11 protein-coding genes are annotated in these 14,281 nt (G+C 57.8%); 3 read left to right on the top strand and 8 right to left on the bottom strand.

Going from position 1 to position 14,281, the window contains the following annotated elements; translation table 11 throughout:
- Positions 1-737 precede the first annotated feature (737 nt).
- Positions 738-1,028, top strand: a complete 291-nt coding sequence (locus FXV83_RS41650; RefSeq protein WP_148745797.1) for a hypothetical protein — start codon at positions 738-740, stop codon at positions 1,026-1,028.
- A 93-nt stretch (positions 1,029-1,121) separates the two neighbouring features.
- Here FXV83_RS41650 and FXV83_RS41645 read toward each other — a convergent pair whose 3' ends face one another.
- On the bottom strand, positions 1,122-1,856 hold the full coding sequence (locus FXV83_RS41645; RefSeq protein WP_148745796.1) for a metallophosphoesterase family protein: 735 nt from the start codon (positions 1,854-1,856) through the stop codon (positions 1,122-1,124).
- 624 nt (positions 1,857-2,480) lie between these two features.
- On the opposite strand from FXV83_RS41645, the gene FXV83_RS41640 reads away from it, so the two are divergent.
- Complete coding sequence (locus tag FXV83_RS41640) at positions 2,481-3,914, top strand: undecaprenyl-phosphate glucose phosphotransferase (protein WP_148745795.1); 1,434 nt, start codon at positions 2,481-2,483, stop codon at positions 3,912-3,914.
- 83 nt (positions 3,915-3,997) lie between these two features.
- Here the strand turns inward: FXV83_RS41640 and FXV83_RS41635 are convergent, their stop codons facing one another.
- Positions 3,998-4,291, bottom strand: coding sequence for a hypothetical protein (locus tag FXV83_RS41635; protein ID WP_148745794.1), 294 nt, complete (start codon positions 4,289-4,291; stop codon positions 3,998-4,000).
- Positions 4,292-4,779: 488 nt separating this feature from the next.
- Between FXV83_RS41635 and FXV83_RS41630 the strand changes: the two genes are divergently transcribed.
- Positions 4,780-6,405 carry an undecaprenyl-phosphate glucose phosphotransferase gene (locus tag FXV83_RS41630; protein ID WP_235940621.1) on the top strand — a complete coding sequence of 542 codons (1,626 nt, stop codon included), beginning with the start codon at positions 4,780-4,782 and terminating at the stop codon, positions 6,403-6,405.
- Between the two features lie 122 nt (positions 6,406-6,527).
- On the opposite strand, the gene FXV83_RS41625 is transcribed toward FXV83_RS41630, so the two are convergent.
- From FXV83_RS41625 to FXV83_RS41600, 6 genes are all read right to left on the bottom strand, one after another.
- Positions 6,528-7,199, bottom strand: a complete 672-nt coding sequence (locus FXV83_RS41625) for a hypothetical protein (RefSeq protein ID WP_148745793.1) — start codon at positions 7,197-7,199, stop codon at positions 6,528-6,530.
- A 54-nt stretch (positions 7,200-7,253) separates the two neighbouring features.
- Positions 7,254-8,504, bottom strand: a complete 1,251-nt coding sequence (locus tag FXV83_RS41620) for a hypothetical protein (RefSeq protein WP_148745792.1) — start codon at positions 8,502-8,504, stop codon at positions 7,254-7,256.
- A 265-nt stretch (positions 8,505-8,769) separates the two neighbouring features.
- Entirely contained in the window at positions 8,770-9,510 is a 741-nt protein-coding gene (locus tag FXV83_RS41615) for a hypothetical protein (protein ID WP_148745791.1), read from the bottom strand.
- 239 nt (positions 9,511-9,749) lie between these two features.
- Positions 9,750-12,167 (bottom strand): polysaccharide biosynthesis tyrosine autokinase, encoded by a 2,418-nt coding sequence (locus tag FXV83_RS41610; protein ID WP_148745790.1) that lies wholly within the window; start codon positions 12,165-12,167, stop codon positions 9,750-9,752.
- Between the two features lie 395 nt (positions 12,168-12,562).
- Entirely contained in the window at positions 12,563-12,763 is a 201-nt protein-coding gene (locus FXV83_RS41605) for a hypothetical protein (RefSeq protein ID WP_148745789.1), read from the bottom strand.
- 65 nt (positions 12,764-12,828) lie between these two features.
- Positions 12,829-13,812 carry an NAD-dependent epimerase/dehydratase family protein gene (locus FXV83_RS41600; protein WP_148745788.1) on the bottom strand — a complete coding sequence of 328 codons (984 nt, stop codon included), beginning with the start codon at positions 13,810-13,812 and terminating at the stop codon, positions 12,829-12,831.
- Between the last annotated feature and the right edge of the window lie 469 nt (positions 13,813-14,281).

Raw genomic sequence — 14,281 nt, 5'->3', positions numbered from 1 at the left:
CGAGAAGAACCATCCATCACCGGCCAGCCGCGATCACCAGACGGCGCGGTCCGCTCGGATCGCGCCGTCGCCGGGCTCGTAACTCCGGTCGGGCTACGCCCTCCCTGCGTCACGAGCCCGGCGAAGCTCTCTCATCCTGATTGACGCTGCACTTCCATCCTGATTGCCGCGCCGCAGCTTGCCGACCGTACCTCGTTCCAACACCTCAATGAGCGCACTTGAGATTGCCTGCTTCATGCCTGTTTTCCGTGTGAACAGGAAATTGCCAGAACGGCCTCCCTAGCCGCAGAAATTGCTGGCGGAAAAGCGCGCCGCCCTGCGGTCGCGACGCGTCTGAACCCTGTTCTTGTGGGGAGATGCCGAAAAATTCCGCCCGCAGGGAAGCTGGTCGATGCACACAAAATGTCGAGAGATGAACAATTTTTCAGCGTTGTGAATCATCATGTCGACACAACTCGCCAGTGAGATTGCATTCAGAACCATTGGGGATGGATTCGATGACTCTGACTGTTGCCTCGATCTTTCTTGCTGGCCTGCTCGTCGGGTACGCACTGCGTGCCTGGCCTTCACAAAGGCGCCTCGAAAAATCCTCCCGCGGCAGGTCGCGCGACCAGGCGCCGCAGACCACAACATTTGGACATGCCCGGCGCGCTTTCTAAGTCTGTGGCCGGTTCCGGTGAGCACGGGCTCACATGATCATCCTGGAAGTCGCACGGTTCGCAAGGGGCTCTCGGAAAATGAGTGATGTCGAGAACGATTCGCCGCGCCGGTACATGGTGGATGGCTGCGGCCGACGCGTGCTGGTTGGGCTGACGATCGAGGAGACTACTGAATTCGAGACCCTGGAGGGCTCGACGGCGTGTAGCCTCTATCATGTGCAGGATCCGTGGAATGAGCGGCACGTCAGCTGTCGAAGTCACCGTGAGGGCCGCTGGCGCGAGCTGTACGCCAAGCACGAGCATGCCTGGAGCGAGTGGATAGCCCAGAGCCGCGCCCGCTCTACTGACGTTTCTCGTCTTCTGAACTGACGGGCCAGTCTTGGCCGCCGCCTCAAGGCTTACCTGATGGGATCTGGACGCGCGGCGCTTGCGCTCGCGTTGTTTTGCATTTGCCGGCGAGATCTAGAATGCGAGCACGCGGCTGCCTTGGATCGTCATCAGCGTGAGATTGCCTGTTGCATAAGCGCCTGTGTCGATATTGGCTCGATTTGCCAGCAGCTCGGCGCTTCGCACCGGCGTATGACCGTGCACGATGTACTTGCTGAATCGCTCCTTGCTGTGCAGGAAGTCCTCCCGGATCCACAGCAGATCGGCCTCCTGTTGTTTGGACAAGGCCACCCCCGGCCGAACGCCGGCATGAACAAAGAAAAAATCCCCGCAGGTAAAACTAAGCCGTAGGTTATCGAGAAATTCGACGTGCTCAGGCGGCATCGCACGCAACAGCGCGCGCAGCAACGAGGCTGGCTCGTCCCGTTGTATCCTTGGTGTGAGTCCATAGGACATCAGCGTTTGGGCCCCGCCAACGCGAAGCCAGTCGTCGAATAGAGAGGGATCCTCCATAACATTGACCAAAAAAGCTTCGTGGTTGCCTTTCAGGAAAACGGCGTTCCCGCGGCGGCTGCGTTCGATGAGGATGTCGAGTGTCGCGCGGGTATCAGGACCGCGATCGATATAGTCGCCCATGAACACCTCTATCGCATGGCCCGGCCGGCTGTTGGCGATGTCTGCATCGATGACCCGTAGCATTTGCTTGAGCAAGTGCGCGCAGCCGTGGATATCGGACATCGCGAAAATCCGAACCCCCTCCGGTAGCATCGGCTTATTCTTGGGCGGACGAGATCGGAAAGGAGAAAACATGAGGAGCCTAGGGTTGACCGAGTTTTGGTGAGGAGGAGTGGGTTCGAGACCGGTCGAAATGTTACGCTGAAAAGTTCCCAGTGTGAGGTGCGCCCCCTGTGAGGTGCGCCTTCTATACGGTCATCGTGGGTGAACGCGAGCACCGAGTCCCATGGCAGGAACGCGGGAAGTCCAGAGTTTCGGGAACCGAGTATTTGTTCCCACGGTGGCATCTTTTTTAGATTATTTTTTGCGGGCTCCGTTGGTTCCGGATAGGACCGAGTGAGAACCGTACAGAATGCAATTGAAAGTTGCGCATGAATTTTGCACATACGTTGGAATTGAGCAAAGGAGGTACGCATACGCTTGTGCGATTGCTAACGAATATGGCACGGCATCATACCGCCGCGAGTACAGGCGCTGCGATGAGTCTCGAGGCTTACGATGCAAATCGCAGCGTATAACCATCAAATAAATAACACATCCCTGCATCGCAAAAATCACGCGTGCAATGCCACAATATCGCTGCGATCACTTAACACGATGTACCGCGAAGGTCACATCTTCACGGTAGCGACGAGTATCCTGCGCTTCAGGGATTGCGTCTGCTCTTGGAAGCAATCTCAATCGACATGTAGAGGTTAAATGGCTGTAGCAACGTACGGTTCCGATGATGTCGAGCCAGTCGCGTCAGCGCGTGGCGCCGTTCTGCATCGCCCGTTTCAGGTCTTCATCATTGCGGCCGACTTCCTGCTGATCCTGCTTTGCTACACCGCGGCTTCCCTGTTCTATAGCGGCATGGTCGCTTCCAGTGCTGACGGTGCGTCGATTGGTGCAGGACTAATCGTAGGCGCAGTGTTTGTTGCGATCGCCTATTTCGATGGAGTGTACGCGACACATCGATTGCTGAATCTCGTCTGGCAGTTGCGCAAAGCTGTCATCATTTGGCTCGCGTCACTGACGATTCTTGCCGTCGCGGCGTTTCTACTGAAGTCGACGGACAATCTCTCCCGCGGCACCATCATCGTTTTTGCCGCTGTCGGCGGCCTCGGATTGGTCAGCCTCCGCTTCGCATGGCAGCTTGCACTCGGCACGAGCTTTGCGAAGGGGCGATTGGTGGATCGCAAGGTTGTGCTGCTTAGCTTCAAACCGCTTGATTTCACCGCAACCCGGTTCAAGGACCTGCGCAGGAACGGGTTCGATGTCGTGCGCCACTTCGTGCTTAGCAGCGACAACGGCGACAGCACGTGGGAGAAGCAGATTCGCGACGTCATCCGGCAGTCCGGCACGGCTGACGTCGACGAGTACCTGCTTGCAGTTGACTGGAATGAGCTCCCGATGTTGCCCAAACTTGGGCAACATCTACGCGCGGTACCCCAGCCGATTCGCGTGCTACCAGATAATTCGATCGCCGATCTCGTCTCGCGCCCGTTCTTGCCAGTCAGCGGCACGGTGGCGATCGAAATCCAGCGACCTCCGCTTACCGTGTTCGAGCGCCTGCAAAAGCGCTGTCTCGATGTAGGGGTAGCCTTGTTGGCGCTCGTCATGCTTACACCACTGCTGCTGACCGTCGCCGTTCTGGTCAAGTTCGGCTCGCCGGGAGCTGCGATCTTCCGCCAGTCGCGCCGAGGGTTCAACGGCAAGCCCTTCGAGATCTGGAAATTTCGGACTATGACGGTCTGCGAAAACGGGCGGACGATTGCCCAGGCCACCAAGCGGGATGCTCGGGTCACCAAGATCGGGCGTTTCCTTCGAATGACAAGCATCGATGAATTGCCACAGCTTTGGAACGTCTTGCGCGGCGACATGTCCTTGGTCGGGCCGCGCCCGCATGCGCTCGCCCATGACAATTACTATGACGAGATCATCAGCAACTACGTATACCGCCATCACATGAAGCCTGGGCTCACAGGCTGGGCTCAGGTTAATGGCTTCCGTGGCGAAACGCCGACCATCGACCTGATGGAAAAGCGAGTGGAATATGACGTCTGGTATGTGAGGAACTGGAGCATTTGGCTCGACCTCAAAATAATGGCGCGGACCGCATCCACTGTGCTGTTCCAGAAGGAGGCCTATTAGCGCCTGCATGAAGCGTATGGAGAAGCAACCAGGATCGTCCGCCGTCTTGCGTTAACCTCGCATTAACTCTTTGCGCCGCCGTCCTAAGTCTCATGTCCCCGCGCCCTCTTCCAAAGTCGCACGATTGCATCACGTAGTGCGATCAGCGGATAGGCGAGGACAAAAAAGGCTCCCATTGCAAGTGATACGAAGACATGCCGAAGGGAGGATGGTTCGTCGTGATCGGACCGGTCTTGATGCTTGTCGATCGGCACCGGCGCAAGAGCCTTTCCCGACGCGTCGAGTCGAGAGCGTGACTTGCGGGCAGGAACCACAATCAGCACGAACAGAACGTTGAGCAGCAGCCACGCGCTCAATATGATAAGTATCTTCAGCATCAGTCTTACCGAAAAAGCAGGATTGAGAGAGGGTAAAGAATTCCTCGGAGCCTCAGCAGGAAAGAGGGCATCGCGGATTAGGGGCGTCGGCCGGCTCGTCCGGCGCTCTGGAACGAAGAGGTCAAGGGACCTTTTATGTGAGTTGCGCCACGGCTACCTTTACCAATTCGGGCAAAAGTCGGCTACGGCAACAATCGTCGTTTGTGGACTCCGGGCAACTACGGCCTGCGATTGACGCGACGAGTCACGCCTTCGGGCGGAAGCGCTTGGCCGCACGGAGCCGCTCGCTTGGGGCGCTCAGGCCAGGCGGAGCACAATGTCAGGTAACAGCCGACGAACGATGTCGGCGCAGCAGCTCTAGGGTCCTCAACACGCACGCATTCAGGCCGCATGGCCACGGTGGAAGCATTCGGTCGATACGAATTGACTGATTGCGCCTGCGATCAGCGGCTCATAATTGCAGTGCAAGGAACGAGTCAATTTTGTTGGTGCGGCGCCACAATGTCGCTGTTTTTGGCAAGCAACTTCCCTTTGCAGCCCGCGCGAATCCAAGCTTGGATGGCATCAGTTTGATGCAGGTCATCTCGCGCTGTTCTCGCCCTTTTCGCCCCAAATTCGTTGTGTTTGTCCGCTTTTGGGTTCGTGCGGCTATCGCCGTTGAAGTGAAGGGATTCGAGATGCCTGCAACCATCTACGGCTCAGATAATCTCCGCGTATCAACGTCGAACCGCGGCAGCCCACTGCAGAGACCGTTTCAGCTTTTCATCATCGCGGGTGACTTCCTGCTCATCCTGCTGAGCTGCAGGGCTGCGAGCGCGCTCTATCGCCAGTTCATGAACTTGCCGATCGATCCGGATGCTTGGATCGGTGCTGGAGTCATAGTTGGCATTGTGTTCATCGTGGCCGCCTATTTTCAGAGCGCCTATGATAGCCACAGATTGTCGAATACGCTCTGGCAAACTCGCAAGCTCCTCGTTGCCTGGCTGTTCGCGCTCGCGACGCTCGCCATCCTCGCCTTCCTGCTGAAGTCGGCGTCCGACCTATCCCGCGGGACAATTATCCTGTTCGCAGTGTTGGGAGCGGTCGCGCTCATTACGCACCGCGTGATCTGGCGCTACTGCCTGTCGTCGGCCTTCGCCAAGGAGCGGTTGCTCGACCGCAAGGTCATCCTGCTCAGCCTGGCGCCGCTGGATTTCACCTCCAACCGCTTCAAGGATCTTCGCAAGCACGGTTTCGATGTCGTGCGTCACTTCGTGCTCAACGCGGAAATGGACCAGGACGACAAGGTCTGGAATCAGCAGATCTCGGATGTGATCCGGCAATCGCGCGCCGCCAACGTTGACGAGTACCTGGTGGCAATCGACTGGAACGAGCTGCCGATGCTGCGGAAGCTTAGCCAGCATCTGCGGATGGTTCCGCAGCCGATTCGCCTTTTGCCGGATTTGCCGATCGCGGATCTAGTTTCGCGGCCGTTTCTGCCGGTCAGCGGAACGGTTGCTATTGAGTTTCAGAGGCCACCCCTGACGCTCCTCGAACGGCTTCTGAAGCGCAGTCTCGACGTTGGCTTTGCGTCCTTCACCCTTCTGATGCTGGCGCCGCTCATCATCACGGCCGCGATCCTGATAAAATTGGATACGCCGGGTCCGATCATCCTTCGGCAGTCGCGTCGCGGCTTCAAAGGCAAGCCGTTCGAGATATGGAAGTTCCGCAGCGTGCGCGTGACCGAGAACGGCTTCGCGATCACGCAGGCCATGAGGCCCGACTCGCGGGTCACTCGAGTCGGACGCTTCTTGCGCAAGACCAGCATTGACGAGCTGCCTCAGCTCTGGAACGTGCTGCGAGGGGAGATGTCCCTGGTCGGACCGCGCCCGCACGCGCTGGCCCACGACAGCTACTACGACCAGCTAATCAGCAAATCCGTCTGCCGCCATCACATGAAACCCGGCCTGACCGGCTGGGCCCAGGTCAATGGCTTGCGGGGCCAGACGCCCACTGTCGATCTTATGGAGAAGCGCGTCGAGTGCGACGCCTGGTATGCGAGCAACTGGAGCATGTGGCTCGACATCCGGATTATTTTTCGGACCGCGGCAGCGCTGATGTATCAGGAAGCCTAGGTCCAAATAGGATTGCGACGGGCATTTATTGCAGGTTACCCGACTTGGGCTGCGGTTGCGAGGGTGGACAGCTTCAGGAGGTTGTGGGCAGTGCAGACCACGGCCCACTCACCACGCTGCGCTCAACCGCGCAGCGTCGCAAGGAACGAGGCATCGATCGATCCAATAGCGTCTTCCAGGAAAGCCTTCCCGAGATTTGATGCCCGCCGATAAGCCGACACGAGTGCCCATTTCGACTCATGCCGGCGGGTCAAGATAAGCTGAACGTCGTTGCGTACCAGGTCCTTGACGTCTGGAATAGCAAGCGCATCGAAGCGGCTCGCGATGTCGATCCGCACTGGCATCAACCGCGTGTCGTTTGGCGCAATAAAGTACGCCATCTTTAGCGCCTCAACCACGACTGGGTCGTGCGGGTCGCGCTGGGCTCGAAGCAGCGCCAGCGCCAACCAGAGTTCAGGATTGTAAGGCGAGATTGATAGTGTCCGGCTGACTCTGTCGACGGCATCGGCGTGCCCCGTCGATCGTACGGTCGCCGGCTTTTGCTGGCCTGACTGGATCGCCTGCAGCGCGGCGATCAAGGTATGATTGCTCTCCAGCTCCGATCTGAAAGGAGAGAGTGTTGTCAGCAACGAGGGCACGTCACCAGTCCAGCGCGAGCTGATCCTGGATGCATCGGCAGGAAATGTCGCGCGCTCCAACGCCGTCGCCTCCGCTATAGCCGAGACGATGGCGTGGGATCCGATGATCAGCGCCAACGCAGTCAGAAGAATGCGAAATTTGCTCGAGGAGGTCATTTCTGATCGACTAAGTCACTGTAAAGACAATCTTATGGCGCGGGCAGGCTGCCCCTAGTGGTTGGCCCCGCTGGTCCGACCCGCAGATTGTGCAAGCCCAAGTCCGACCATCACCGACACGATGGTTTGGATCGTGCGGCTTGAGAGGCTTGAATCGAGGAAGCTCTCGCAAAGTACAACCAGAACGCCGGCTGCGGCCGCGGCCGCAAAGAAGAAATCGCGCCCTCGCCGAACGGCGCCGCGAAAAGTAACGAAGAAGAGCTGGGCGGCGAAGCCTGCTAGGATCACAATCGCAAACCGTCCCGACTCAATAGCCACCAAGATCGCGGTGGAAGGAGGTACCGCCGAGGCTGCGGCGCCAAACCCCTGATAGGCTGTCGAAGTCAGCCCAAATGTCCCGACGCCGTTTCCCAATATCGGTGCATCAAAGAGCAGGTGTTTTGCCGGTGCAACCACTTCAGCAGGCAGCCTTACGAAACCGAGGAGATCCAAACCAGCGGATCGAGAGTGCGGCACCGCCATGAGGCCGGCGACTGCTGCAAGGACTGAAAACAAAATTGCCGATGGCCAGGAGCGAAATCCCAAATGGCGAACAGTGGCGATGAAAACGAGGACAGTGAGCCCCCAGCCAGTGACCGCCAACAAGGCGCCTCGTTCCAGGGCCGACATTGCGGCAAATGCCGCGGCCATTCCGAATAGTCCGGAAAGAACCCCGATCCACAACTGAGTCGAGGCCAGGTTGCGGATGTCCTGTTGGTGCAGGCGGCGTTCGAGTGCCCTAGCAACGAGCGCGCCATTTGCCAAAACTGCCAAAGCGGCTGCTGCGGGAAACGGGCTCGTAGCCGTGCCTGTTTGGGGAATCGTTCCGGCGAGCAAATCAAGTCGGCCGAGCAGGACTTCGACCGACATGAAAGTCGTTACCGCGCACAATACGATCAGGATCGTGTCGGCCCTTTGGCGATCCTTGGCGATGATGACGGTCGACACCAGCAGCGCCACGTCGACCAGATAATGAAACAGGCTTTGCAACGTCGCACCGGGATCAACGCTGATGCGGCCCGGTAGCGATGGCTGGTTCAATGCGATCGAAGTCGCGGACCAGATGGGGTTTGCGAGCAAAAAAGTAGGCACCGGAACAAGTTGCAAAGCCATCCAGATGACCGGAATCAGGAAAACCGGCAAAAATTGCTTCAGCGATTGCGCGGCAGATGTGCCGGATTCCGGTCCTCTTACCGCAATGGCCAACATCGCGGCAGTAACAAGCGCAACCACGTGCCATGCAAAGATGCCGTTTGCGTTTGCCAAGATCGGAGTCGCAGCCAATAATGCGATTAGAACGCAATGAGCAATCGATAAACCGTGAGACTTTGAAGCGGAAAGTGAGTTCATCGCGACAAAGGCCGGACGTTGCTGGCTAACGCACAGCGGAGCATGCGACGGCGACGCCGTCTTGCTGACTGCGATGATTGTTGACAGTGTGAATCATCGCCAGTCGGCGGCACGCGAATCTGGCCAAATGCAGTCAGTTTGCAGGGATTGATCGGCATGAAAGTTCTGATCGTCGGCGGAATTATCGAGCGTGGCAGTTGTGCTGCAAGTAACCCAGAGCCGTAGCCAGTCCCGCGATCGGCACCGCTCCACGGATAGCAGTCGGCGGAGCTCCGATTTCGACCGAAAGCTCGTTTGCGTTCTGCCAGTCGATGGTAGCAAGCTTCGCGGCCTCGGCGGGCAGTAGCAATGCCAAGCCGCCCTGGATCACAGATGCTTGGAACTCTGTACGCTTTTCTCCTGCTCTCAACGCCACGTTCGGTCGCGTCGCGCGGGACAGTGGTTCGAGAACGATGAGCACAACTTCGATACCGTCCTGTCCGCATTGCAGGTTCAAGCCTGCAAGGCGCGTATCTGACTTGGCGCTATCGACGACATGCATTACTGAGATGGCATCGGCGCCGCCATCAGGATTTTTACTTTTCACCAATCGCCATCCGCCCTCCAGCTGGGTCGATTGGCTACCGGATTGGACCTGCCTGAAGGCCTCTTCGTCACAACGTCGACGCTGCTCGGCGCTAATGCCCGACGCGCAATTCAAAACGCCCGGACGCGACGGCTCGGCGCGGCTGGAACGATCGGTGAGGACCAAGAGACCAGCGCAGAGCACGATGAGCTGCATGGGTATAAACGCGGACGTAAGCCCCGCTAGAGCCAAATTCTTCATGTCGTACTCGACGGTCGGATCAAAAACATGGTTCATTGCACCGTAGAACTTTGTCGCCGCTGAGCGGAACTGCCAGACAAGGGCATTCGGCTCCATGCCGTAAACGGGCACCTGCGAACGAGTGGCTCGCACACCCGCACGCGGCATTGGCTGATTTAAGACGGGCCCGATGCCGTGGTCGCGCCCGCTCTATTGCGCGAGGACGAACAAATCCGCATCGAATCCTTTTCTTGATCAGGTTTGTCGCTCAAGCCCGGCGGGGCCGATCCGATCTGGTCAGTCCGCATCCGATCCGGCCGCCGTAGAACACCCTCCGTCCAGATGAAGCCTTTATGTCAATCGACGTAACCATACCTCTTGTAGTACCGATTGCGATAGTAGGCTCCGCCGTACGTATCGTAGCGGCTCATCACCGACACGTTCACTTTGTTAAGAACCGTACCGAGCAAGCGGTCGCGCACAATCGGCGTTTCACTTAGCACCCGCTCGACGATATCGACTTTCGACTTCGCCCATTCGATGACGAGTATATAGGAATTGGCCAGCCCTCCAGTCGCCCGAACATCGACGACCGGCGCCAGCGGGCTAAGATCGAGAACGATTCGATCATAGTGTTGGCGCAGCTGTTGGAACAGATGTTCCATCTGCTGGGACGCCAGCAGGTCGCTCGAATTCGAGAAGCGCGATGTAACGGCACAAGGAAGAAAATGCAGAGTTGTCTGCGGGTCGATCCAGACCACATCCTTCCAATCGGCTTGGCCCACGACGACGTGGATCAAGCCAACCTGCGCAGCCGGCGTAAGTCTTGCGGTGAGGCTCGGATTGCGAATATCGCCGTCGATCAGCAGCGTTCGGCAGCCGCTTTGGGCGAGCGTCTGTGCCAGCGCTTCGCTGATCGTCGACTTGCCCTCATTGGGAAGGGCAGAGGTAATTCCCAAAACCTTGTTGGACGCTGAACCGTAATTTGCAAGATCGCTGGCCAGCTTGATTGATCGAAATCCCTCTGCGAAGCGCGAAAACGGGGCGTTGATCACGTACCGCCCGACGCTCTCCTCAGTCGAAAGCAGACGGTCGCGATGCGGCCGCGGCTGGCTAGAACCCGGTGCCGATCCCTGTAGTGGTAACATCGCGCCGGGTCCGCCATAACCCGGCGGCGCCTGCTGCGGTGTGGGCTTGCCGCGTTTGCCGAACCGCCAGGCCGCTTTGCTGGGCTGTGTAGAAGTGGCGTTGACGGCACCTTGCTCTATGGCCGGAATTGAAGCGAGACAACTTGTGTGCACGAACTGTTCGACTTGAGAAGCGGTTCGGAAGACGCGATCCATCATGTCGAGCAGGACTGCGACGATGCCCGCAAGAATCGATCCGCCCACGAACGCTGCAAGCAGGATGAGTGTCGTCTTCGGCGAGGTCTTGTTGGGAAGATTCGACGCAGCCTGGGTGATCACCCTCGCTTCGGTAATGGGAAACGACTGCTGCTGAACCGAGACCATGTACAACTGCAGGAAGTTGTCAGACAACGCGCGGGCGCTCTGCGCGTTGCTTTCCAGATCCCTCAGGATGATTTGCGCTTGGCCGGTATTGTTCGACACCGCGATGGTATCATTCAAGCTCTTCTGGCTTGACTCTTCGCGTGACTTGGCGATTTCAAGGTCGCTTTTGTACACCTCGGCCGTACGTCGCAGTTCGTCAATAATCGAGCGTCGAATTTCGCGCATCTGGTTGCGCAAATTGACAACGGCCAGATGGGCCGATCCATACCGGTTCGACCAATCCGCCTGCTTGGCCGCGTACTCGAGATAGGTCTGGCGCAATTTGGTGATCACCGGGTTGGCCATCGTCTCGCTCACGGTCGCCAAGTCATTCAAAATGACCTTTGAATCCTCGTTGTCCGCATTCAATATCGCTGTGATGCGTTCGAGCTTGGCCTGTGCCTCGGCACGCTGGCTACGAGCAGTTGTCAGCGAAGTGTTGATTTCGGCGAGTTGCTGCTCGGTGAGCAGTCGCCCGCCTGCGTCGATGATATTGTTTTTGGCCTTGAAGTCGGCGACGGTCCGTTCGGCGGTGGACGCCTGCGACCGCAGTTCCTTCAATCGATCCTGCAGCCAGACCGCCGCGCGCCTAGAGGCCTGATATTTCGACTCCAGCGAGTCCACGATATAGTCGTCGGCGACCGCGTTGGCGATTTGAGCGGCCTGCTCCTGCGATAACGCCTGAAAGGAGATCTCAATAACATAGCTCACGCCGACCCGCTTGATGCTGAGGCCGTTTGCAAAGCGCGCGAGAGCTCCGCGCAGCAGTTGTTCTTGCGTGGGAGGCTTCGATTCGGAAAATAGTCCGGAAATCGTGTTGCTGATGGTGCTGAGCACTCCGGCACCGTCGCTCATAAACTCTGACGACTCCACAAGCTTCAGGTCCTTGATGACCTTGGAAGCGATCGCTTCGGACTTGAGGAGTTCGACCTGACTATCAACCATCGCCGAGTCGATCGGGTTGTCGGTGCCGGTTGTCTGCGCTTGCGTCTGCAGGCCCTGCATTTTGCGGCTATCGATCATCAGGATAGCGGTTCCGGTATATCGTTTTGGTGCCGTGAACACGTAGACTCCGGCAAGACAGATGCACAGGAGCAGCGTGAAGATTATCACGGGATACTGCCGGCTGACCAGCGCAAGCGCAGAAGAGATCGTCTGCTCCAGCGACGGGGCCTCGGCCGCAGTGGATTCGATCTCACGAGATGTGATTTTGGTTTGAAGCATCCGCCTCGCCTACGTGAACGTGTTGTAGATTGCAACGCGTGGCAGCAGGCTCGTCTTGCCGCCGCACTGAATCCTTGAACGTGTAAAGTGCCGCATCCAACGGCCTGACGTCAGCAAGAGTTCGACGCAGCGGATACAGGGGTCGAGGTCGCAGCGGTCGAAAGTTGACCGACGCCGCCGACACTATTGGTGGAGCAGCCAGTCAGATTGTTTGAGCAATTGGGGGCCAAGGGATTCTCGGCAATGCCGCCGGGCGCCATTGCCTGTTCCGCTCGCCGCAAAATCGTCACAATGTACATCTCCGCCAACCCGCCCAGGACCGCGACCTTGAGGATGAAGACAATTTGCACCGCTTTAGAAGGTTATCGTTCGCCGATCCGCTGAATAGGGATCTATCAGATCCCTGCCAGCAGATGGAACAACGCGGACGAACCAACATTCTGCAATGCAATATCGGCCTGAGTGTGGCCGATGGCGCAGCAGATGGATCGGAAAACCGCAATGGGCAAGAACGCATTCTCAGCCTTCCGATCGAGCGCGAACGACAGGACAACGAGGGAGCCTGTTTTCGGAGCATCCGCGGCGATGGCGAGCATCGGTTACGAAGCTCCTTGGTGAATTGAATTCGTCCGGATGCTTGAAAAATCAAGCGGTCGACATCTCAATCAAAATCCTTGATGGAGGACTCCTGTTTCCATTCCGCAAGCGAGCTTGCCAGGTCGTAATCGAATCTGAACCCGCTTGCGACCAGCCGCTTCGGCAAAATATTGGTAGAAAACCACAACTTCCTGATCCGGTCGCGATTTATGCCGCTCTTGATGCCGACCGCGTGCAGTATCTCGAATGGAAGTACCGCGAGATTCATCAGCCATATCGGAATGGTTATCGTTGGCTTGGCGTAATCGGCGGCTTGAGAGAAGGCAGAGCAAATCTCGCTGATGGTGTAACGGTGCTCGTAGCAGAAATTGTAGATCGAGAGACTGTCGTTGCGGAGCGCCATGAACAACATAGACGAGACCAGATCCTTCACGTAGCCGCACGACTTGATCGTGTCGGTTCGGCCGGGATAGATGAAGGCCCGCCTCTCGAGAAGCCTCGACAATCGCGTGAAATTGCCCCGCTCGTAGCGTCCGTAAATCACGGCGGGGCGAACGATCGTGAGCCGCCTGTCCGGAGCCTCCGACTGCCACAGGCGATGGATCGCTTCGGCCGAGAATTTGGAGCGTCCATAGGCGCTGACCGGGGCCGGCGTCGCATCCTCGTCGAGCGGGGCTTCGGTCGGGCCGTAGATAGATATCGAGCTGGTGAAGATGACATTCCGGCTGCCCGTCTCCCTCGCAAATCGGCAGACGTTCACCGCGCCGAGCACGTTTGTATAGTAATAGTCACCCTCCGGGTGACCCGGAGTGACGTGGATCGCAGCCAGGTTGAAGATGTCGGCAGGCATTCCGCCCCCGAGCTTCGGATCGATCGGCTCACGAACGTCATGATGGACATATTCGACGCCATCGACCTGCGCCCTCGGCTTGCCGATATCGACCGAGACGATCCGGTTATAGCTCCTGGAACCGACCAAACGCGTCATCAGATGTGTACCGATGAAGCCTGCGCCTCCGAATACGATAGCCTGAGTAGGATTGGACATGTGCTCGAGGTCAACGTGAGTGAGGATGCTGAATCAAGTGCGAAGAATTTCGGTCCGGGCGTAATCGACTGAGCGAAGAAGATCGATGAGTTGGACTACGTGCCGTTGCAAGAGCTGTGCCTGCAAAGAGCACGATCGCTTGACGTGCCGAGCGTTTGCTGGATGTCGAAAGCTTCCCGCTGCTGCACATAAGCGGACAATCGGGACAGCAGTTGGTTGGCCATCCGTTGATCATGCGGCGATAACATGATTGTGACCCGTAGTGCGTGTGACGTTCTCGAGATCATCGGTTCTGCCAGAGTCATCGACAACGCCACGATGCCTGGCAGCATGAGGTGGACAAAAGGAGCGGGCCCGCGAGAAGGTCGCATATTGCTCGTAACAGTTGTGGACTGCATTCCAGCCAGGACTGCTCGTCTGCATCGGCGAACTCAATAGAGTTCGCGATACTCAAATTGAAAGCTGGTTG

Source organism: Bradyrhizobium hipponense, from assembly GCF_008123965.1.
Lineage (GTDB): Bacteria > Pseudomonadota > Alphaproteobacteria > Rhizobiales > Xanthobacteraceae > Bradyrhizobium > Bradyrhizobium hipponense.
This window is presented reverse-complemented; position numbering and strand designations above follow the sequence as displayed.